The following is a 19,845-nucleotide window of genomic DNA, read 5'->3' as shown; positions in this document are numbered from 1 at the left end:
CATGCACATCATCGAGACACACGCCGCTCCGAGCCCGAGACGCGTAAATATATTCCTCGCCGAGAAGGGCATCGTTGTTCCACGCGAGGAGCGCGATATGATGACCGAAGACCTCAAAAGCGGCGACTTTGCTAAGCTCAATCCCTGGCATCGCGTTCCGGTTCTGGTTTTCGATGACGGGCGGACGATTTCTGAGACCGTCGCAATCTGCCGTTATTTCGAGGAGATAAAGCCTGAGCCGCCGCTGTTCGGCGTGGGTGCCATCGGCAAGGCAGAAGTCGAGATGTGGAACCGGCGCGTCGAGCTAGGTTTGTCGAGCGCTGTGTTCAGCGTTTTCCGCCACCTTCATCCGAAAATGGCCCATCTCGAAGTGCCCCAGGTCGCGGAGTGGGGGGAGGCCAATAAAGAGAAAGTCGCATTCGAACTTGGTCGCCTTGATGGCCGCCTTGCCGACAGCCGCTTTATCGCCGGAGACGATTATACGATCGCCGATATCACGGCGCTCGTCGCCGTCGATTTCATGCGGCCCGCCCGGCTCGGCAGACCAGATGCGTTTGCCAACGTCACGCGTTGGCACGGAGAGGTTTCAGCCCGGCCGAGCGCAAAAGCTTGACGCTCATCGGTCGATATGTGGAAAATATTACCAATCACCACGTTGACACACGGCATATACAGAATAATAATCTCAAAAGGCGACGCGAAAGCGTAAAATGTTGTTCTCCTGGCCAGGGCGGTGCCGATGCTCGACGAAATGGACGTTAAAATCCTGCGCATTCTGCAGCAGGATTGCACGCGCCCCGTTGCTGACATCGGCAAGGAAGTCGGCCTCTCTACGACGCCCTGCTGGCGGCGTGTGCAGAAGCTCGAAGAGTCGGGCGTCATCCAGCGCCGGGTCGCCATTCTCGATGCGCAACAGGTGAACGCCGGCGTCATGGTGTTCGTCTCGATCAAGACAGACAAGCACTCGCTCAACTGGCTGGAAAAATTTCACTCTGCCGTCGCGGAATTTCCCGAGGTCGTCGAGTTCTATCGCATGTCCGGCGAGATCGACTATCTGCTTCGCGTCGCGGTGCCCGACATCGCGGCCTACGATGCCTTCTACAAAAAGCTGATCTCGCGCGTCGATATCGCCAAGGTGTCGTCGGCCTTCGCGATGGAGCAGATCAAATACACGACAGCCCTTCCGCTGCAGTTCGCGATCACCGAGCGTTCGGGAAAGAGTGAGCGCGCCGAAGCGTAAGAGCCTAGCCGTCAGTCCGACGTTTTGGGTTTGAGGCGCGCGATCAGACTCGATGTATCCCAGCGGCTCCCGCCGTGGGCCTGAACGTCCGCATAGAAACCGTCGACGATTTTCGCCACCGCCAGATCGGCGCCGTTCGATTCTGCTTCATCGAAACAGATGGCGAGATCCTTACGCATCCAGTCTACGGCGAAACCGAAGTCGAATTTGCGCTCGTGCATGGTCTTCCAACGGTTGTCCATCTGCCACGATTGCGCCGCGCCCTTAGAGATCGTCTCGATCAGCGCCGTCACATCCAGCCCGGCGCACTCGGCGAAATGGATCGATTCCGCCAGCCCCTGGACGAGTCCTGCGATCGCGATCTGGTTGCACATCTTGGCAAGCTGCCCTGATCCGGAAGGTCCCATGAGCCGGACCGCGCGCGCGAAACAGGTGATCAGCGGCTCAGCCTTCTCGAATGCGGTTTTGTCGCCGCCAGCCATGACGGTCAGCACGCCTTTCTCTGCACCCGCCTGGCCGCCTGAAACCGGACAGTCGAGAAATGCGCAACCGCCGGACGCCGCCGCTGCTGAAAGCTCCCGCGCGACCTTGGCCGACGCCGTCGTGTGATCGACGAAAATCGTGCCCGCGCTCATGGACTGAAAAGCGCCGTCTGGGCCGGTCGTGACGCTGCGCAGGTCGTCGTCATTGCCGACGCACGCAAACACCACCTCGCAGCCACGCGCGGCTTCGGCTGGTGTCGCAGCGACTGTGCCGCCGAACTGCTGCTGCCATTTCTGGGCTTTGGCGGCAGTCCGATTGTAGACGACGACATCATGGCCGCCGCGCGTCTTCAGATGCCCCGCCATGGGATAGCCCATGACGCCGAGACCGAGCCAAGCCACCTTCGCCATATTGTCCGTTCCTGTTCCACGTCGCCGTGCGTCTCACCCGACCACGGCGGCTGATGACAAAAAGCAACGCCGGGATCAACTGCCATTGTCCCGGCGTCTGCGCGACGATATTGCGAAGAGACCGCTAGTAGCGGCGATTCTGAGCGGCCCACGGGTTACTGCGGTCAAATCCGCGCACCGGCTGGGCGCTCGCGATGCAGATGACGCCGTTGCGCCGGTCCTTGTGGCAATCGACGTTCTTTCCCACGGCAGAACGCCACTCGGAGAATTCCGGGCCATAACGGTCGGCAACCTTGCTGCGCCAGCCCTGGATTGCAGCCCGACGGGCATCATCCTGCCGAACGCTCAAGGGCACACCGTCGTCGGGGGCCGAGGCTTGGACTTCGATCCGCGGCATGGTGCCGACATCTTGAATCGGCGGTCCGCCCACGCCGCGCGGCGGTTGAACTGACGGTGAAGGCGATCCACCACCGTTCTGGGCAGGCGAAAAGACGTCTTGGGAGGGTGAGTAGTGGCCCCGCGGAGACGAATAGGCGTCACCGGTAGGCGCGGGCGCATTGCCGCTGCTCTGATAGGCATCAGATTCGCCAGCTTGGTAGGGAGGCGCCGCCGCACCTCCGACGCCGGGAGGCGAACTCTGATGGTTCGGCGTGTAGCTGTCCGGCGGCGGGTCGGTCGGCTGGCCGCCGGTATTGTTGACACCCCTGTAGGGCGTGTATTCGAACGTCTGCGCACTTGCAGGCAGGGCAAAGCCCACAAGCAGGGCCGCCACCGCGGCAATCGACTTCAGGGGCAGACGGGCCATTTAGGTTCTCCGGACGGCGAATCGGTGGAAGTTATCGCCGGTAGATGCACGGGCCTGAGCAAATGCTGAATGGCAACGGGCCAAAAGCTGGTAGCGCCGCGCTGCCGAGCAATATGCTAAGGAAAGACCTTCATTAAACCTCCCGGACGATAATGACAAATTTGGCGAAACTTGATTCCCGGCCCCTATCCGTAACCTATGGCGATGTGGTCCGCGCGGCAGAGGCTATCCGCGGGGCCGTCGTTCCGACGCGCTTCGAGCCGAGCCGAACCCTCAGCACCCTTCTCAACGCCGAAATCTGGCTGAAGTTCGAGAACTTGCAGTTCACCGCGTCCTACAAGGAGAGGGGGGCCTTAAACAAGCTCCTGTCGCTGTCGGACGTCGAGCGGCAAAATGGCGTGATCGCCATGTCGGCCGGAAATCACGCCCAGGGTGTGGCCTATCACGCCCACCGTCTCGGCATCCCGGCAACAATCGTGATGCCGGCTTCGACGCCCACCATCAAGGTCGAGAACACCCGCAGCCATGGGGCCGAAGTCATTCTCGAAGGTCAGACGCTGGAAGAATCCTACGCCTTCGCCGTCGCCTATGGGGCCGAACGCGGCATGGCCTTCGTTCATCCGTTCAATGATCCGGCCGTGATTGCGGGGCAGGGAACGGTTGCGGTCGAGATGCTGGCGGTCGCGCCAGACCTCGATGTGCTGATCGTGCCGATCGGCGGCGGCGGATTGATCTCGGGCATGGCTGTCGCCGCGAAGGCGATCAATCCAAAGATCAAGATCATCGGCGTCGAGGCGCAGCTCTACCCCTCAATGCTCAACGCCGTGAAACATGCCTCGTTGCCCGTCGGCGGCGATACCCTCGCGGAAGGCATCGCCGTCAAGACGCCGGGCAGCCTGACGCAAGAGATTGTCGAAGCCCTGGTCGACGACATTCTGCTCGTCTCAGAAGCCGATCTCGAACGCGCCGTGTCACTACTGATCACGATCGAGAAGACGGTCGTCGAGGGCGCAGGCGCCGCCGGGCTCGCCGCGCTGATCGGCGCGAGCAGGCTTTATAAGGGCCGCAAGATCGGGCTGGTTCTCTGCGGCGGCAACATCGACACGCGGCTGCTGGCCAGCGTTCTGACGCGCGAGCTTGCCCGTGACGGCCGCCTGTCACGCCTTGCCATCGACCTTCCCGACCGGCCCGGCCAGCTCGCCAAAGTCGCGGGCGTGATCGGTGGTGTTGGCGCCAACGTCGTCGAGGTTTATCATCAGCGCGTCTTCACTGACGTTCCGGCGAAAGGCACCGAGCTTCACCTTGTCATCGAAACGCGCGATCGCGCCCATCTCGATCTGGTCGTGACGGGCCTCAAAGAGGCGGGCTATTCGGTGATGGTGAAGAGTTCGACCGGCGCCGGAGCGCCCTGACCGTCAGAAAACAACGCGCAAAAAGATGGGCCCTCGGCTTTTGCGGAGGGCCCTAAGTGGATCGTTGGATCGGGGAAGAGTCGGATCGAAATTGACGAGGCATCGAAAATATTGCGGCTACCTCGAAGTGAACTGGACGGGGAGCGGAAATTTCAACTTGGTATCGTCTTGAAGCTTATTGAAAATGAGCGCGCCAATCAGAAGTCCGCAGCTTGCCAGAAAACAAATCGCCATACCGGCACGCGTTAAACGATCGACCGTGGAGTTTTGATCACTGGCTGCCTTGAGATCCATCGCACAAGCCCGCCTTCAATCTATTGAAGTAAGCTTCTTGTAACCGACTTTTACGAGGCGGTCGATTTTGAAGTCTTGCGATGACTAATCACTATACGATCGAATTAACGAACTGTTTACGCCTGTAAACAAGGCGTAAACCCGCGCTCCGATTTGGCATTCCAATAGATTGGGAGACGGACCGCCGGTCGCCACGTTACAGCCGCGCCTCGGCTCTAGGGATGCGCGAAGATACGGCGGCCAGAGACGGTCTTGAGACTGGAACACGGAACACGAGAGACGACGTGCAATTCGAAGACGTAATGTTTTATGCGCGGCTGTTGGCAGGCCTGCTGAGTATCGCCTGTTTTGGCGCGCTTGGTGCCTTGGCGGAGGATCGGCAAGCCGCATCGGCGCCTGTCACGTCGCCCGCATCGTCTGCCGTGCCGTCGCGCCCCGAAGAGCCGCTCGCGGCGAAGGCCTATAGCATCCTCGATACCTACTGCGCGCGCTGCCATCAGACGGGCAAGCTTGAACGCCCGCTGGCGTCAGGCGGCCTCGCGAATATTCTCGATATCGACGATCTGGCGCGCGATTCCATTTTGGTGAAGCCAGGTTTCCCCGACGCTTCGCGTCTGTACGACGTTCTGGAAACGCGTCACGCCCCACTCGATGTTTTTATCGGCGCCAACGCGGCGGCGGAACCGCAGCCTGACGACATTCTCGCCCTTCGTCGCTGGCTAAAGGATCTTCCCGATACCGCTCAAACGTGTCCGTCGCGACGGCCGATCAGCCTTACCGACCTCGACAAGCTGATGCGGGACGCCCAGCGTCTGGAACGCGAGCAGGGCAAGGACGTCCGCTTCATTTCTCTCGCCCACCTCTACAACGCGTGCGCGACACCGGACGAAATGGCGGCATATGCGGCCGCACTGAACAAGCTGATGAACGCCCTCTCCTGGGCGCCCGAACCCGTGAGGCTGACGCCGCTCGATGCGGCTGGAACGGTGCTGTCGTTCCGGCTTTCGGATTTCGGCTGGGACGCGGCGCGCTGGGCGATGATCGAAGACGCCTATCCGCCCGCGCTCGTTCACGCCGTCGCGCCGGACATTTTAAAAACTGCGCAGACGAAAGCGGTCATCGTCAACGGCGATTGGCTTGCCGCTGCCGCAGGCGAAACGCCGCTCTATTACGGTCTTCTTGGCATCCCGCAGAAGCTATCCTCTCTTGCCGCCATGAACGGTGCGAAGATCGACGACGATATTCGTGCTGGATCCGTCCGCCGCATTGCCGTTCGCGAGAGCGCAGTGACGCGCGGCAATCGTTTGATCGAACGCCACCCCGGCGATCATGCGGGACTGTGGCTGGTCTACGACTTTGCAACCAGTACCGGCGATCAGAACGTTTTCGATCACCCGTTGGGCCCCAAATCCGCAACCAGCGCCGCGGCGCCCTTCAAGGCGGATGAAGTTCGCGCGCTGTTCGCGCTACCCAACGGCTTTTATGCGTTCGCGCTCTACGATGCGTCGGGCAACCGCATCGATCGGGTACTGCCGGGCATTGAGAAGCCATACGCGGGCGATGAGGCCAACGCCGTTGAGCCGACAACGACGGCCGGCACCGATTGCTTTGCGTGCCATACCGAAGGATTGGTCAAAGCCAAGGATGATTTCAGGCCTGCTGGTCCGGTCGATATCTCATCCGCACCGATGCCAGCCGATCGCCGCACGGCGCTGCCGCTGTTTGGCACGGACAGCGAAAACATGCTCCTGATGCTTGGCGGCACGGATCGCTTCCGCGCCGCCGCCAAATCGGTCGGCGTCGATCTCAACCTTCGAATTCACGGCGAAGAGATGGTTTCGGGTCTTGCTCGCCGCTATCGCGAAGGCGCCGATTTTGAGGTTGCGCTGTCCGAGACGGGCCTCGAGCGCACAGACTTCCTGAAAGAGCTTTCAAACGCCAAAGGCCAAGCCGCGCCGCTCGCCCGCCGCCTTCTGCACGGCGTGCTGTCGCGCGCGCAGCTCGAACGACTGTTTTCGCTGCTCAAAGGCATAGACAAGCCGAAGCAGACGGCATCCGCGGGGTTTCTGCGCGAAGTAAAGACAGACATTGGGCTCAGCATGTGGCTCGATAAGCCACGCCCGGTTCCCGGAGACCTCGTGACGATCAAGGCCGAAGCTGACAACGACTGCTACCTGACAATCATCAGCGTCGATGCCGAGGGCGTTGGGACCGTGCTGTTTCCGAGCGATTTCCAGCACGACAATCTGATCAAGGCCGGAAAGCCAGTGAGCGTCCCGCCGGCCGATGCACCGTTCCAGCTTCGCTATAAAGCAGCGGGCAGCGAGACGATTCTAGGTCGCTGCTCGACCAGCGCTACGCCGCCGGTCGGCATTGAGCACGACTTCGTGCATCAGCGCTTCACGGTACTCGGTAACTGGGAAAACTTCATTCGCGACACGCTCGTCACCGACTGGGAGATGCGCGCCAACCCGGAAAAGGCCGAGCGCGCCCGTATCGCCCGGGCTGGCGCCATCAGCCGCCGCGAAGCTCAGGGCGAGCGCATCGAGCCACCGCGGCCCGACATCGTGACGGATCGGCCACTACGCGACGGCCGCGCAGTCCTCATCCTCGGCCTTCGCTGACGTCTCGAACGCGGCGCCAAATGCCTGAAAACAAGGCGCTTCATAAAACTGTCGCAAACGGTAGGTGCCGAAACGCATCGCTCCGTAGGCCAATCGCATCCCGCCACTCGCGTTCGGGAGAGAATCCGACAACCCTAAAAAGCGTTTGGGTTCGGAAAGGCTTTACAGAGGGAGCCGAGGTACCTAAATGCACCCCTTCAACATTGTGTCCAGAGCCGACATCGCTCGGCTGCCGCGCGCGAAACCGGATAGCGCTTCCTCAGGAGGTTCTTTCGCGATGGAGAAGTTTGCCACCGCCCTTGAAATGGTGACCGAGATGAAGCCGGATCTTCCGGTCTTCGCCGCGCGTCCCCACGCTGCGGGCCGTGCCGCTCGGTGGTTCATCAACAACTTTCCGGGCGAGGTCGCTTACGCTTACAAGGCGAACAGCTCCGTCTTTCTTCTCGGCGCGCTTTACGGTGCGGGTATCAAGCAGTTCGACGTCGCCTCTGTCGCCGAGCTTGAGGACGCCGCAACGATCCCCGGCGTGCGCCTGCACTTCATGCATCCGGTGAAGTCGCGCTACGCCATTCGCCGCGCCTACTTCGATTACGATATCAAATGCTTCGCGCTCGACACTGAAGACGAGCTGCAGAAGATCATCGAAGAGACGGACGGCGCGAAAGACCTTGAGCTGTTCGTACGCGTCTCGGTTCCGGCCAAGAACAGCCGTGTGCCGCTGGAGCACAAGTTCGGTATCTCCGGCCAGAAGGCGCAGCGCCTGCTCGTCAAGGCGCGCCAGGTCGCCGACGAACTCGGTATCACCTTCCATGTCGGCTCGCAGACGACGACGCCCGACGCCTACGCGATGGCGTTCGAGGAAGTGAAGAAGCACATCGTTAAGGCTGGCGTCGTGGTCGACGCGATCGATATCGGCGGCGGTTTCCCGTCGCGCTACACCGATAGCGTGCCCGCGCGGCTGTCCGACTTCATCGAAGTCATCAAAGCGTCGATGGCGAAGATGCCCGTGACCGAGGATTGCCGCTTGATCTGCGAGCCCGGCCGAGCGCTCGTCGCCGAAGCCGAAAGCCTGATCGTGAAAGTCGATCTGCGCAAACCGGGTAACCAGCTTTTCATCAACGACGGTTCTTATGGTGCGCTCTTCGACAGCGCGCATCTGGGCTTCGTTTTCCCGGTTCGCCTCATTCGTCCGGGCCTCGATCCGAACGAGCCGCTGGAGCCGTTCGAGTTCTGGGGACCGACGTGCGATTCCATCGATCACATGAAGGGGCCGTTCATGCTGCCTGCTTCGGTGCGCGAAGGTGATTACATCGAGATCGGCAATCTCGGCGCCTATGCCCGCGCCATGGGCACGCGCTTCAATGGATACGGCGAATACATCGACGTCATCCTGCAGGACGAGCCGATGTATTCGATCTACACGGAAGATCTCGAACCGATCGCGCGCAACGCCTGATAGTCGGTTAGGCATGGAAAGCGACAACATCGCGGATATCTACCGCGAGTACATTGCGTGCCTGAATAATCGGGACTGGGACCGGCTAACTGCATTCGTTGCCGACGACGTCACGCGCAACGGCAAGCTGCTGAGACTTTCCGGCTATCGAGACATGCTGGAGCGCGACGTCTCGGAAATTCCCGACCTCCGATTTCACATTTTGCTGATGGTTTGCGAACCGCCCTTTGTTGCAAGCCGTCTGGGCTTTGATTGCACGCCAAAAGGCAGTTTTCTCGGGCTCACCGTAAACGGCCGCAGGGTGTCGTTCACTGAGAACGTCATCTACGAATTTCAGAACGCGAAGATCCAGCACGTCTGGTCGGTCGTAGATAAAGCTGCGATTGAGGCTCAGATCAAAGTCTGAGCCTCTTACGCAATCGCGTGACCTTAGTTCGACGCCTTCGCGAGCGCGACCAACTTCGGCTCGGCCCGATAGTTCTCCGGGAACAGCCGCTTCAGATTGGCGACCTTCGGCAGGTCGTTGATTACGATGTACGGATAGTTTGGATTCAGCGTCAGAAAATTCTGATGATAGTTCTCGGCCGGAAAGAACGTGCGGCCGGGCTCCACCGTCGTGGCGATTTTGTCTGGGAAGATATGCGCGGCATCGAGCTGTGCGATGTAAGCCTTCGCGACGTTCGCCTGTTCCGCCGTCATCGGAAAAATCGTCGAGCGATACTGCGTGCCTGAATCTGGCCCTTGACGGTTGAGTTCGGTCGGATCGTGCGCCACCGAGAAATAGATCTGCAGCAGCTTACCGTAGCTGATCTTCTGCGGATCGAACGTCACTTGCACGGATTCCGCATGACCCGTCGCGCCCGTGCCGACGATCTGATAGTGCGCATCCTGCGCGTCGCCGCCGGTATATCCGGAGACCGCGTTTTTCACGCCGGCAACGTGCTGGAACACGCCCTGAACGCCCCAGAAGCAGCCGCCTGCCAGCACAGCCGTTTCAAGATGCGCGCTTTGAGGCGCGGGCTCATCGATGGCGGGCGGCGGCACGCGCGTGCCTTCCTCCGCATCGACGCCTACGCCGCCGACCGTACTCAGAACAAAGACGGCGGCCGCAACGGTGACGATTGAAAAGAAAATGCGGTCGGACCGCAAAAGAGATTTGAACTGGATTGCCATGGACGTCTCCGGGGGGATTGGTCGTGTGCTTCCGCACACTCCAATGCCTACGTCTGCCGTGCGCAATCCGTTACGCGAGCGTCCGCGGTAACGTCTTGTTGAACCTTACCGCTTGCACGCGGAATGCGCCTCGGCGGCTTTAGAAAGCGGCCGAGGCGACGCGAGATAAATTGCGTTAGCGCGATATGCGCGAGATCTTCGACCCTTCGAGCGTCAAATTATACATGAGCCCCTTGGGGTCGAGGATGAAGCCGACGACCGGGCTCGTGATCTTGTTGGTGTCGATTGATCCGCCGACGCCGACCGTGATGATTGCCACTGAAGCGTCTGCGCCGACCTTCCATCCCGCGGTTTTGCGAAACTGGCGCAGCGCCTCGGGTGTCATGAACGCGATGATGACCGATCGCGCCTGCACACCGATCTGAAAGCCGAACGAGCCCGAAACGGTATTGTAATAACCGGCGGTGCGCCCGCCGATCAGCAGCGCGCCTTCGCCATATTCTCCGCCGATGCCGAAGCCCGCCTTCACGACGGACGGAAACACCAAAATACCGACAGCCTTGTGCGCTAGCTCGCGCGCGCCGCCGACCTGGCGGAAAAATCGCTGCATGGTCTCATGCACGCCGGCATCGATCTCTGGTCCCGATTCTGCGCGGCTTGCCGGCGACGCTGCGACGAGCGCGAACCACGCGACAAGCGCCACGCTAAGGTGTCTGATGAACATTTTGTGTCTCCCTCGTGCCCCGACCGACGCTTGCCTGCGCTTCATGGCCGAATTTCGCTTGCAGGCCAAAAATTCGGCCCGCGGATTAAGTCGGCGATTAACGGTGTTCGGCAGCAAACACAAATGCCGGATGCTGATTTTCCGGCGAGGCGAGTATTGGGGGAAGGGCGGGCCACCATACGATGAGGCCCGCGTCCTTGGGATGGAAGGCTATCGGATCGTCAGCCAAATCAGCGCCATAGCTGTTGCACCGACAGCCAGACTGACCGGAAGGAGCGCGATCTGAAGCATGGCCTCGCGTCCGCTCACGAGGCCCGTCGCGATGTCGACTCGGCCGTGGAGAAACTGGCGGAAGCTGCGACGCTGCCCGGCCGCGCGGTCATTCGCGGCGCTGTTGGAATTATAGGCGCCGAGAGTAATACCGCCGAGATACATCGCCGAGATGATCGTCACGATGGCAACAGCCAGACCGGTACGGAGGTCGAACGCGCCAAAACACGTCCAGCTCAAAACCAGGAACCAGGCGCAGGAGGCGAGGCCGATGACGACAGGTGCCGGATGCACGGAGAGGTCATAGCTCGGCACGGCTTCGGCCGTCGGCACATGCGAGGCGGTGACCGGGCGGGGCCTTTGAGGGAGCCAAACCTCGGCTTGGCGAGGGAAGCGATCGTTCAATAGGGATGCGAAAGCCATGAGACTATTCCTTCTTTCGTTCGTCTCCCGGAACGGTCACACCCTGCGGCGTCGCTCCGGCCATGAACCAAAGATCGATAGTTCAGACCTATAAATCCAACGCATTGGTCCAATTGAACCAATTTGGAAAGGAGATTGAATTGCTGTTCTCCAGCGCCACCTCATCTCAAGTTTGACTGTTGAAATCCCCGTGTTGTTGTTTCGCTCCTTACGCGCGACTGCTGAGGTGTCGGTAGAGTTTCGCGGAGAGGTCGATGCAATCTATCGATGCCATTTTGGATTTTTTCAGCCGTCTATTTGCAGGCGCAAATTCTCTTTCTTGGCCGCTCGTCGTTTTGCTTTTGCTGCTCTTCTTTAGGCGCGCCGTCTGGGACCTTTCGACCGCGCTCGTGAACGTTAGCCAACGCGTTCGTCGCTTTGGAGACATCGATTTTCAAGAACAGGAACCTGGGCAGGTAGTTGCCGCTCCAGATGCCGCGGAAGCGGCTTTGGCCGATGTCGTCGATAACGACCCTGATCTTCAACCATGGATGGAGAATGCCGAGCAAATTCTTCAGCGGGCGAATATTCCCGCAAATCAAGTCCGTGCTCGCCTCATCCGTGCATGGGCCTTCGCCAATCGTGCGCTCTTTCGACGATATAGGCCGAGTTATTTTCAGGACTCAGGTCGCAGCACTGCGCAGAATTGCTCAAAGCGGTGTTGACGGCCGTGGTCTAAGACGTTTTCACCGCGAGCACGTTTGGGATTGCCGATTGCAGTCGATATGTGAGCGCATAGCCTACCTGCGTGCCCATTAACCGATCCCAATACCGTCCGCACGCGCCCAAATTCGATGAGCGCTGCAGCCGCAGACCAGATCCGCAATGAGTTTCAGTGCATCAGGCCGCCGAGATAGGATGATTGCCGTGACGAGCTCTGGAACTGCCGTGATCCTGCTCATTCTCGAGACTTTCGTTTGCCTCCCGAAGAGCTCGCCCCCAAGGAAGCGCACAATAACTTCCTCTTCGGATCATAAATTCGGTTCAAAACAAAATAAGCAGTCGACGGATTTATGTTGTCTCACGGTCACGGCCAACAATGGAAACTGGTGCTAAATTCGAGTCGCGGGACCACGCTCTTCATGAGGGCTTCCAGATGAAACATCGCCTCAAAGCCGCGGTACTAATTATTGCTTCCTGCACTGTCGTTGGATCGGCTGTTTCGGCTGGTGGTGCGGAGCTATCGCATGGATCTTCGCCGACAACTGAGGACGGAAATTGGTCCGTCATCTTCACGACCTACGGCTGGATTCCTTGGCTATCAGGTAATACGGTGATCAAAGGGCGGTCGTTCGACGTCAGTGTCGACCCGAGCGATCTGTTGGGGCATTTGGACTGGTCTACACTACCAGCGTGGATGAGCTATGCCGAAGCTCGCCGCGGCCCGGTCGGACTCTTCAACGATATCGTTTATGCGAGCTTCAGCGGTTCGAAAGGTTTCGCGAAGGACGGGGAGCACGCCACGTTCTCAGGCAATATCTCAGCTGATTACACGCAAGTGACGGTCGAGGCCGGTGGCGCTTATGAGATTTGGCAGGGTCGCAATCCTGTGCTTATGGGAACCTCCGCATTCGACGTGTTGGCCGGCGCTCGCTATTGGCATCAGGACAGCGTGGTTTCCGCCGATTCCGTGACGACCCTGAATGTTGCCGGCCTCGAGTTTGAAAATGGCCGTTGGTTTGCAAAATCAGGTTCGGTCAACTGGGTTGATCCGTTCGTCGGAGGGCGTCTTCGGAACAAGATCGGCCCCGGAGAGGAACTCGACGTTCGTGCGGATTTCGGTGGCTTCGGCGTGGGCAGTGATTTCTCTTGGCAGGTGCTTGCGACTTACAATTGGCAGATGTGCATTCTCGATGGTCATGTCCTTGACGGCTACGTCGGATACAGAGCCCTTTCGGTTGACTACTCGCAGGGCTCTGGGACATCGAGATATGAATACAATGTGCTTCAACAGGGCCCTGTCGTCGGCACAACGCTGCATTTCTAGCGCAAGAACGACTTTTGCGCTCGATCGGGGGGGCTTAACGCCCCCAACTCCTCATACCTACGCCGACAGCGGCAAAGATCGGGGAGGGACCCTAATCCTTCGCCTTCGCATTTTGCTCTTCCATCGTCTTGTGGTCCTCTTCGGACAACTGCTCCGGTCCAATTTTGTAGGTCAGCTTGTCAATTCTGCCGGTAAATCGGAAGGGAAGCCTGTCGTGGTGGTGTTGGGTGAACCGGGTGTGCCGGTAATCTGCTGTGACGAAGCTGGCGAGATGCCAAAAACAAATGTAAGGCCAACGGTTCCGAGAACAGCTTTCATGGCGTGTCTCCCACCTGGAAAGACGCTTTTTTCAATTTCTTTTCGTCTCGCGAGCATCGAGGAGAGTCAACGTCACGATGCGAATTCGTTCGTATGCGTTGTTTTTCAAAGTGCGTTCGTGCGTACTGGGCCTATTTGAATCACGTTCTGACGGTCTGCTTTTTGCCCCTGGCGGAAGAGGCGGATCAGTCTGCTCGTAGGCGATCGGCGGACCAGCGAGTATTCGCATCGAAAATGCTGAAGGAGTTGGAGCGGCGCCAAGGTTTGTGAAGACCGGGGGAGGCTCACTTGGCGCCGCTCGGATGCTCGCACGGGGGGAGCGGAGCATCTTGGCCCGAGCGAGGGATCTCAGGCAAAGGTGATTGTATTTACACTGAGCAGTAATAATTTGATCTAGCTCAATCGCCCGCCGGTGTTCGCCAAGTGATGGACGATTTCTTCGCCAAGCACGGGCTATCCATCAAAAGCGAACAGAAGATCGACAATCTTGGGATGGCGATGTCGTTGGTGGCGTCCACTCGGGCGGTAACGCTACTACCAAGATATGCGAAGGACTTCTTGACCTGGTCATCCGTGACCAGCCGTCCGATCGAAGGCGAAGGCGAAATGATCGATCTCGTGGTCGGCTACAACAAGGCCAACCGCTCGCCGGTTTTGCAGCTCTTTCTTTCGCGGCTCAGCGACATTGTCTCGCGCATCAACGAGAGCCACGTCTAAAGCGATGTCAAATGATCCGGTACCGCTTCGCAACCGCAGACATCGAGTGGCTTCATCCCATTAGCGGAAGTCGACTGCAAATTCGTCAGTGATCGCGACGTGTAGCGGAGCAGGCCCGCTCGTTGACGAAGACCGCTTTCGTCATGCCTGGGCGTAGACGAAGGCCAAGAGGAGCGCTAAGCGCAATTGGGGTGGGGAGGAACGTGGATGGCCTTTGGAAGCTCTACGCGCGTGTCGGCGCTACCGCTATATGGTTTTGCTCTTCTGATTGTGCTTGGCGCAGCGGTCGCTGAATACGCCATGGGCCGTGTGCCGATTTGCACGTGCGGCACGATCAAGCTTTGGCACGGGGCAGTCCAAAGCTCGGAGAATTCGCAACGCCTGACCGATTGGTATACCTTCACGCACATTGTCCACGGCTATCTTTTCTATTTTGTGCTGTGGCTTGTCGTGCCGCGCTGGAGCATACCGCAACGATTCCTTGCGGCCGTCGCGGTTGAATCGCTTTGGGAGGTTTTGGAAAACTCATCCTTCATCATCGATCGCTATCGAACAGCGACATTTTCATTTGATTATTATGGCGACAGCATCGTCAACTCCATGTCCGACATCGCGGCCATGGCCATCGGTTTCGCCATTGCCGCCCGCTTGCCGGTTGCGGTGACCAGTCTTGCTGGGCATCGCCAGCGAAGCGCTTATGGCCTACGCCATCAGGGACAATCTGGTTCTTAACATCATCATGCTGATTCACCCGATCGACGCGATCAAAGCGTGGCAGGCAGCAGCGCCTCGATGACGCGCGCAAGCGCGGTCGAGATGAACATGTATCCCGCGTGCGGCGGGCCTAGCCTTTACGCTTTTCTAACCCCGTTCCCAAGCTACCTGATGGCTTAGAGTATATTTTAGAAAAACATCCATTACGATTCGCAGCCGCGCCGCCTAATGATCAGCGCACGCATGAATCGCACAAGGATTGTTTTGGTAATGCAAATGCTCGCTCGTTTATCGGCAATAACCGCCATGGTCGCATTGACGTGCGCGAGCGAGGGAGTGTTATCCACGCCTGCTTCTGCGACCAGCGACTCGCTGCGCAACTCGCTCGCGCAGAAGAATTGTCGTCGGGGCACGTTCAAGGACTATTACCTTCAGGGCAACGGCGGCGATCCTCCGTCGAGCTACAAGGGTCGCGTTTACAAGCTCAGCCAAGATTATCCCTCGGAGCTTCCGGCGAAGGAAGAATATCCCTGGCTAAAAATTCCGTTTAAAGATGGCGGTCCGGTAGATCCAGTGGCCTATCTGCGCGCGCTCCTGGACTACGGCCTGGAAGGCAACGTCGCGGCCGACTTCTACGTCGAAGACAATAAAATCCGTAAATGGTACGGCTCGCCGTGGATGGATTGGAACACCGAAGTCGCTTCCGACTGGCCGGGGACCGACGGCCGCGAATTCGTGCACGGATTAACTCATGAATTCGACTCTGCCGGCAACACCTTCGGTGAACGGCAGCTTGAGTTTGTCGACACGTGGGCTCAGGCTTACGTCAACGATCGATACGCATTCGCATTAGGCCAAGTCTATTGCGATCCTGACGATCCCAAGCCCGGCGCGCTCAATCCTGATCCGACAGGTTTGAACAGCATGCCGGATGGCGCGTTTGTCATCAAACTTCTGTTTTCGACAGTGACCGAAGCAGAATTGCCGACGGTGAAAGGCGCACTGGAGTGGGATGCCGATATCTTCGTCAACAAAAGCCCGCGCTTTCGCAACGAAGGGCCGTTGTCACGGTACGAGCGTCGTATTGGCAAGGTGCGCCTTATTCAGATCGACCTGCAAGTGCGCGACGAGCGCAGCCCTACGGGCTGGTTGCTTGGAACTTATGGCTATGACGGGAACGCCAAAGGCGAAACACCTTGGACCCGCATGACGCCGCTCGGCCTGCAGTGGGGCAACAATCCTAAGGTCACCTACGCCGAAACGTGCAAAGGGCCGAACGGACCGTGCAATTATGAACCACTCACCGAACAGTGGATCAATCGTCAAGCCGTCAAGGATCTGGCAACTGCGCCGCTGAGCTTCAATCATCTGGGCTTCGGCGGTCGTCTCGCTGGCCCGGTCGATAATCCGAAAAGTTCGTGCATGGGCTGCCATCAGACAGCCGGCTTTCCGATGGTGCCTATCCTCGCGGAATTTGCGCCTAATGGAGCTGTCCTCGGGCTCGACGCAGAAAAGCATCCCGAAACGGCGCAGGGCCTTCGCATGATGTACTTCGGCAACGTCCCGGGCGGCGCGGTCTTCAGTGATACTCAGCTCTATTCGAGCGATTATTCCCTGCAGCTTGCAATGGGCTTGCAGAATTTCGTCTCGCTCCGCTGTGCAAAGGACGCCCCGTCTCCGCGCCCCTCGCTTTGCGGACAACTCGCTGATTGGACGCGGCTGCAGCGCAAGGCCATCGACAGTGTGAGCGTGTTTGGGACGCCTGGACCGGGCGGCGCACCGATCACTCCGAAGTGACAATAGATAAGCGCTTTCGGTAATTCACGTTCCTTCCACCGAGATACTTTGACCGGGCGGCCTTGCCTACAACTTTGCGCAAGTCAGGGGGCACCGCGCCAAGCGGAAGAAATTCAACGATTTCAGTGGGATGGTGGGCGGTATAGGGATTGAACCTATGACCCCATACCGCCAAATCTGCAGCTGATTTTATCGCAATAAAATATTGAAATACAACAGTTAAAAAGATATTTCTCGGTTGAGGATTTGTCGGCTTGTCAACACGTTTGTCAACACCTTGATACGTGCAAAGATTAAATGAATTTATGCCCTACAAAAGTGCGTGTCTGCGAGGACAGGGCAAACCTAGTTGGTCACGCCAAGCCCGAGGTTCAGAAGGAATGCCCGTGGGACTACAGTTACTCCGCCCGTAAACCCCAGGCGGCCGGCATACGAAGGGCGGGCAAGAGATACCAAGAAACCTCGATCAGCATGATTACACCGCCAGCCAAAACGGTCGCGCCAGGTTGTTCTCCGAAGAATATCAGCGATCACGCTGTGGTCATGGAATAGCGCTTTGGAGTTTTAGCGACCGCCGAGCGCGTGTCGCGAAGCTGATAAAGGCTGAGAGCTCGACGATTGCGAGGAGACTCTTAGAAGGCGCTCCTCCAGGTGGATGACCAACTCAATTCCCGCTTGGCCTTCTCGCTGCTCACTGCGCCGTCGTCTTCTGCGAAATTATAGATGCCCCGCGCGCCATGCGTGAGAACCATGAGCGCTGCTTTGGCAGCCGCATCGACATGGAGCGGCGCCGGACCGGCAGGCGTTTCAAAACCCGTGCCTGGTCCGTAGAGCCGTCCGTATCGCAACGCCGCGCCGTCAAGAGGTGCAGCCAAGGTTTGCGCCTCGAGGCTCGCGACGCCACGCGCCGAGATGCCCGCCCGGCCCTCCGTCTTCACCGCCAGAGCATCCTCTTCCTTGTGGGGCGTCGGGCCTTCAGCATAGGCGAAGGCAACGCTCTGGGCGATGAAACGCCGAGCCCCCGCGCGCGTCGCCGCTTCCACTAGGTTGCGGGTTCCTTCGTCGCGTATCCTGGCGTTGCGCGTCGTCGCCTCGACCATCTTCGCCGGATCGAGCCCCGACGGCAGATCAGTCAATTGATGCACGACGACCTCGGGCTTAATTTGCGCGACTGCGGCGATCAACGAGGGTGCATCGAATACGTCGACAATTACGGCCTCGGCGCCGAGTGCTCGTAGTGCGTCGGCTTTTTCGTGCGAGCGCGTCATGCCTATGACGCGCCAACCCTCGGCGACAAGCAGTGGGGTGAGCCGCCGACCGATAACGCCGGTCGCCCCGGCAAGAAAAAGTGCTCTAGCCACGACACGATTCCGGCAGGATGTTCTTCATTCGGCGGGCTCGAAGCGCAGCGTGCCCGCAAGCTGCGCGGGGCGGCCGGTGTCGCTGCTGTGCCGCACGCCATCGACCACGGGCACCTCATGGAAGTCGAAGGGACTTATTCCTTCCAGACACGCAACGTTGACACCGTATTGTGCTTGGTTGGAACGGCGCTGATGGTGAGTATAGATGCCGCAACGCGAGCAGAAGAAATGTTGTGCCGTTCCGGTGTTGAAGCGGTAGCTCGTTAACGAGTTCTCGCCACGGAGAAAGTTGATGTCTCCAAGCTCGGCCGAAACTGCGACGGCGCCGCGCATCCGGCAATAAGAGCATGTGCACCGACGGATCGTCTTGAAGCCGTCGCTTAATTTAACTTCGAATCTCACCTCACCACAGTGACATTGGCCGAGGTGTATTTGCGGAATTTCGCTCTTGGCAGTTTCCATCTGATTTCAACTACGAGGGCAAGCCGAGCATGGCCGGCGTCATATCAAGATGCAGGAACTGGTTGAATGCCGTCGGCTGATAGGTCGAGAACGGCGGCCCTTTATGGAAGCCGTGACGACGATACAAGGCGAGCGCTGGGTCGAAGAGCTGCCCGCTCCCAGTCTCCAGGCTAAGTCGACGGGCGCCGCGAACCCGAGCCGCAGAGATGATACGTTCGAGAACGGCGGTCGCGGCTCCCTTTCGGAGGAAGTCCGGATGGGTACGCATCGATTTCACCTCTCCATTACCGTCCGGCATCATTTTTAGCGCGCCAAACGCCGCGATCCTCTCATTCGTCCATGCCGACCACACGGCAACTTCGGGGACGCGCAGACCGGATAAGTCGAGTGCGAAGACGCTTCCCGGCGGGGAGCTGGCGCACATTCCGGTTAGGTGCAGAGAAGAAGATCGCGGGTCTGTTCTCCGGTTAAATTGTCTTCGCGAACGACAAACATTGCAAATCCTTTGCTGAAAATGCGTCGCAAATGCGCTGGCGACCAAATGCGGACTGCTATATATCAGAGCACGAACATGTTATCAAAGGCCTGATATGAAACGAAAGCGCCCCAGCGACGTTTTGGTCCCAGGACCAGGCGAGGGCAAACGTGGCGAGAGCGGTTATCTCGGCTATCTTCTGAGGCAAGCGGCTGGCGCCTATCGTCATCGGATGGACAGAGCCCTGGCTGATCTTGACGTAACGCCCCCTCAGTTCGCCGTGATGACGATGCTGAATGCCTATCCGGGTATTTCGAACGCCGACGTTGCAAGGCTGGCCTTGCTGACACCGCAGACCGTGAGCGTCATCATCGCCAATCTTGAACGCGCCGGCACGATCAGAAAGGTGCCTCATGACGTCCACGGTCGCATCTTGCAAATCGAATTGACCGCGGCGGGGATGTCGCTATTGCGCCGATGCCGCAAGCGCGTTCACGACCTGGAGCGTGAGCTCATAATAGGCCTCAACGAAACAACACATGCCGCGATCCGACGATGGCTAGTGGATGTAGCCAAAGGCAGCACATGAAAGCGCTGCTGAGAGAAACTGCCTGACATCGCGCTAGATGTTCAAGAGCGCGGCAACGGCTTATGGCACTAA

At 58.9% G+C, this 19,845-nt stretch carries 20 protein-coding genes and 1 pseudogene; 12 read left to right on the top strand and 9 right to left on the bottom strand.

Going from position 1 to position 19,845, the window contains the following annotated elements:
- The first annotated feature begins 1 nt into the window (after window position 1).
- Both ACLB1Z_RS11945 and ACLB1Z_RS11940 read left to right on the top strand, forming a co-directional pair.
- Window positions 2–613: a glutathione S-transferase gene (locus ACLB1Z_RS11945; RefSeq protein ID WP_409560054.1), complete on the top strand. Its 612-nt coding sequence runs from the start codon at window positions 2–4 to the stop codon at window positions 611–613.
- A gap of 126 nt (window positions 614–739) precedes the next feature.
- Window positions 740–1,240 carry an Lrp/AsnC family transcriptional regulator gene (locus ACLB1Z_RS11940; protein ID WP_409560053.1) on the top strand — a complete coding sequence of 167 codons (501 nt, stop codon included), beginning with the start codon at window positions 740–742 and terminating at the stop codon, window positions 1,238–1,240.
- 11 nt (window positions 1,241–1,251) lie between these two features.
- Here the strand turns inward: ACLB1Z_RS11940 and ACLB1Z_RS11935 are convergent, their stop codons facing one another.
- Window positions 1,252–2,133, bottom strand: a complete 882-nt coding sequence (locus ACLB1Z_RS11935) for an NAD(P)-dependent oxidoreductase (RefSeq protein ID WP_409560052.1) — start codon at window positions 2,131–2,133, stop codon at window positions 1,252–1,254.
- Window positions 2,134–2,257: 124 nt separating this feature from the next.
- On the bottom strand, window positions 2,258–2,938 hold the full coding sequence (locus ACLB1Z_RS11930; RefSeq protein ID WP_409560051.1) for a hypothetical protein: 681 nt from the start codon (window positions 2,936–2,938) through the stop codon (window positions 2,258–2,260).
- A gap of 152 nt (window positions 2,939–3,090) precedes the next feature.
- Between ACLB1Z_RS11930 and ACLB1Z_RS11925 the strand changes: the two genes are divergently transcribed.
- The 4 genes from ACLB1Z_RS11925 (at window position 3,091) to ACLB1Z_RS11910 (ending at window position 9,130) form a co-directional block, all read left to right on the top strand.
- Entirely contained in the window at window positions 3,091–4,350 is a 1,260-nt protein-coding gene (locus ACLB1Z_RS11925) for a threonine ammonia-lyase (protein ID WP_409560050.1), read from the top strand.
- A gap of 578 nt (window positions 4,351–4,928) precedes the next feature.
- On the top strand, window positions 4,929–7,268 hold the full coding sequence (locus ACLB1Z_RS11920; RefSeq protein ID WP_409560049.1) for a DUF4384 domain-containing protein: 2,340 nt from the start codon (window positions 4,929–4,931) through the stop codon (window positions 7,266–7,268).
- A gap of 277 nt (window positions 7,269–7,545) precedes the next feature.
- Window positions 7,546–8,724, top strand: coding sequence for a decarboxylase (locus ACLB1Z_RS11915; RefSeq protein WP_013947930.1), 1,179 nt, complete (start codon window positions 7,546–7,548; stop codon window positions 8,722–8,724).
- 13 nt (window positions 8,725–8,737) lie between these two features.
- The gene (locus ACLB1Z_RS11910; protein ID WP_409560048.1) at window positions 8,738–9,130 is read left to right on the top strand and encodes an ester cyclase; all 393 of its coding nucleotides are present in this window, start codon (window positions 8,738–8,740) and stop codon (window positions 9,128–9,130) included.
- Window positions 9,131–9,153: 23 nt separating this feature from the next.
- Here ACLB1Z_RS11910 and msrA read toward each other — a convergent pair whose 3' ends face one another.
- From msrA to ACLB1Z_RS11895, 3 genes are all read right to left on the bottom strand, one after another.
- Window positions 9,154–9,897: a peptide-methionine (S)-S-oxide reductase MsrA gene (msrA, locus tag ACLB1Z_RS11905; RefSeq protein WP_409560047.1), complete on the bottom strand. Its 744-nt coding sequence runs from the start codon at window positions 9,895–9,897 to the stop codon at window positions 9,154–9,156.
- Between the two features lie 175 nt (window positions 9,898–10,072).
- Entirely contained in the window at window positions 10,073–10,621 is a 549-nt protein-coding gene (locus tag ACLB1Z_RS11900) for a YSC84-related protein (RefSeq protein WP_409560046.1), read from the bottom strand.
- Between the two features lie 210 nt (window positions 10,622–10,831).
- Window positions 10,832–11,314, bottom strand: coding sequence for a hypothetical protein (locus ACLB1Z_RS11895; protein ID WP_409560045.1), 483 nt, complete (start codon window positions 11,312–11,314; stop codon window positions 10,832–10,834).
- A gap of 254 nt (window positions 11,315–11,568) precedes the next feature.
- Here ACLB1Z_RS11895 and ACLB1Z_RS11890 point away from each other — a divergent pair, with 254 nt between their 5' ends.
- Window positions 11,569–12,018, top strand: coding sequence for a hypothetical protein (locus ACLB1Z_RS11890; RefSeq protein WP_409560044.1), 450 nt, complete (start codon window positions 11,569–11,571; stop codon window positions 12,016–12,018).
- A 431-nt stretch (window positions 12,019–12,449) separates the two neighbouring features.
- Window positions 12,450–13,340 carry a hypothetical protein gene (locus tag ACLB1Z_RS11885; RefSeq protein WP_409560043.1) on the top strand — a complete coding sequence of 297 codons (891 nt, stop codon included), beginning with the start codon at window positions 12,450–12,452 and terminating at the stop codon, window positions 13,338–13,340.
- A 171-nt stretch (window positions 13,341–13,511) separates the two neighbouring features.
- On the opposite strand, the gene ACLB1Z_RS11880 is transcribed toward ACLB1Z_RS11885, so the two are convergent.
- Window positions 13,512–13,658 (bottom strand): hypothetical protein, encoded by a 147-nt coding sequence (locus tag ACLB1Z_RS11880; RefSeq protein WP_409560042.1) that lies wholly within the window; start codon window positions 13,656–13,658, stop codon window positions 13,512–13,514.
- Between the two features lie 426 nt (window positions 13,659–14,084).
- On the opposite strand from ACLB1Z_RS11880, the gene ACLB1Z_RS11875 reads away from it, so the two are divergent.
- From ACLB1Z_RS11875 to ACLB1Z_RS11865, 3 genes and pseudogenes are all read left to right on the top strand, one after another.
- Complete coding sequence (locus ACLB1Z_RS11875) at window positions 14,085–14,375, top strand: LysR substrate-binding domain-containing protein (RefSeq protein WP_409563269.1); 291 nt, start codon at window positions 14,085–14,087, stop codon at window positions 14,373–14,375.
- Between the two features lie 207 nt (window positions 14,376–14,582).
- Window positions 14,583–15,171, top strand: a pseudogene (locus ACLB1Z_RS11870) (DUF2585 domain-containing protein).
- 224 nt (window positions 15,172–15,395) lie between these two features.
- Window positions 15,396–16,886: a hypothetical protein gene (locus ACLB1Z_RS11865; protein WP_409560041.1), complete on the top strand. Its 1,491-nt coding sequence runs from the start codon at window positions 15,396–15,398 to the stop codon at window positions 16,884–16,886.
- 632 nt (window positions 16,887–17,518) lie between these two features.
- On the opposite strand, the gene ACLB1Z_RS11860 is transcribed toward ACLB1Z_RS11865, so the two are convergent.
- Genes ACLB1Z_RS11860 through ACLB1Z_RS11850 form a run of 3 tightly spaced genes read right to left on the bottom strand, consistent with a single transcriptional unit; the run spans window position 17,519 to window position 19,133 of the window.
- Window positions 17,519–18,247 carry an NAD-dependent epimerase/dehydratase family protein gene (locus tag ACLB1Z_RS11860; RefSeq protein WP_409560040.1) on the bottom strand — a complete coding sequence of 243 codons (729 nt, stop codon included), beginning with the start codon at window positions 18,245–18,247 and terminating at the stop codon, window positions 17,519–17,521.
- Window positions 18,248–18,271: 24 nt separating this feature from the next.
- Window positions 18,272–18,709, bottom strand: a complete 438-nt coding sequence (locus tag ACLB1Z_RS11855) for a GFA family protein (RefSeq protein WP_409560039.1) — start codon at window positions 18,707–18,709, stop codon at window positions 18,272–18,274.
- A 10-nt stretch (window positions 18,710–18,719) separates the two neighbouring features.
- Entirely contained in the window at window positions 18,720–19,133 is a 414-nt protein-coding gene (locus ACLB1Z_RS11850; protein ID WP_409560038.1) for a GNAT family N-acetyltransferase, read from the bottom strand.
- A gap of 166 nt (window positions 19,134–19,299) precedes the next feature.
- Here ACLB1Z_RS11850 and ACLB1Z_RS11845 point away from each other — a divergent pair, with 166 nt between their 5' ends.
- Window positions 19,300–19,773 (top strand): MarR family winged helix-turn-helix transcriptional regulator, encoded by a 474-nt coding sequence (locus ACLB1Z_RS11845; protein WP_409560037.1) that lies wholly within the window; start codon window positions 19,300–19,302, stop codon window positions 19,771–19,773.
- The last annotated feature ends 72 nt before the right edge of the window (window positions 19,774–19,845 follow it).

The sequence above is a fragment of the Hyphomicrobium sp. MC8b genome (assembly GCF_905067615.1).
Lineage (GTDB): Bacteria > Pseudomonadota > Alphaproteobacteria > Rhizobiales > Hyphomicrobiaceae > Hyphomicrobium_B.
The sequence above is the reverse complement of the archived record's forward strand: the minus strand, read 5'-3'. Positions and strand labels throughout refer to the sequence as shown.

Coding starts and splice junctions, on each gene's coding strand:
- msrA (WP_409560047.1), bottom strand. CDS start 9,897: ATGGCAATCCAGTTCAAATCTCTTTTGCGGTCCGACCGCATTTTCTTT.
- ACLB1Z_RS11855 (WP_409560039.1), bottom strand. CDS start 18,709: ATGGAAACTGCCAAGAGCGAAATTCCGCAAATACACCTCGGCCAATGT.
- ACLB1Z_RS11925 (WP_409560050.1), top strand. CDS start 3,091: ATGACAAATTTGGCGAAACTTGATTCCCGGCCCCTATCCGTAACCTAT.
- ACLB1Z_RS11890 (WP_409560044.1), top strand. CDS start 11,569: ATGCAATCTATCGATGCCATTTTGGATTTTTTCAGCCGTCTATTTGCA.
- ACLB1Z_RS11895 (WP_409560045.1), bottom strand. CDS start 11,314: ATGGCTTTCGCATCCCTATTGAACGATCGCTTCCCTCGCCAAGCCGAG.
- ACLB1Z_RS11875 (WP_409563269.1), top strand. CDS start 14,085: ATGGACGATTTCTTCGCCAAGCACGGGCTATCCATCAAAAGCGAACAG.
- ACLB1Z_RS11850 (WP_409560038.1), bottom strand. CDS start 19,133: ATGTGCGCCAGCTCCCCGCCGGGAAGCGTCTTCGCACTCGACTTATCC.
- ACLB1Z_RS11885 (WP_409560043.1), top strand. CDS start 12,450: ATGAAACATCGCCTCAAAGCCGCGGTACTAATTATTGCTTCCTGCACT.
- ACLB1Z_RS11845 (WP_409560037.1), top strand. CDS start 19,300: ATGAAACGAAAGCGCCCCAGCGACGTTTTGGTCCCAGGACCAGGCGAG.
- ACLB1Z_RS11880 (WP_409560042.1), bottom strand. CDS start 13,658: ATGAAAGCTGTTCTCGGAACCGTTGGCCTTACATTTGTTTTTGGCATC.
- ACLB1Z_RS11940 (WP_409560053.1), top strand. CDS start 740: ATGCTCGACGAAATGGACGTTAAAATCCTGCGCATTCTGCAGCAGGAT.
- ACLB1Z_RS11900 (WP_409560046.1), bottom strand. CDS start 10,621: ATGTTCATCAGACACCTTAGCGTGGCGCTTGTCGCGTGGTTCGCGCTC.
- ACLB1Z_RS11935 (WP_409560052.1), bottom strand. CDS start 2,133: ATGGCGAAGGTGGCTTGGCTCGGTCTCGGCGTCATGGGCTATCCCATG.
- ACLB1Z_RS11930 (WP_409560051.1), bottom strand. CDS start 2,938: ATGGCCCGTCTGCCCCTGAAGTCGATTGCCGCGGTGGCGGCCCTGCTT.
- ACLB1Z_RS11915 (WP_013947930.1), top strand. CDS start 7,546: ATGGAGAAGTTTGCCACCGCCCTTGAAATGGTGACCGAGATGAAGCCG.
- ACLB1Z_RS11910 (WP_409560048.1), top strand. CDS start 8,738: ATGGAAAGCGACAACATCGCGGATATCTACCGCGAGTACATTGCGTGC.
- ACLB1Z_RS11945 (WP_409560054.1), top strand. CDS start 2: ATGCACATCATCGAGACACACGCCGCTCCGAGCCCGAGACGCGTAAAT.
- ACLB1Z_RS11865 (WP_409560041.1), top strand. CDS start 15,396: ATGGTCGCATTGACGTGCGCGAGCGAGGGAGTGTTATCCACGCCTGCT.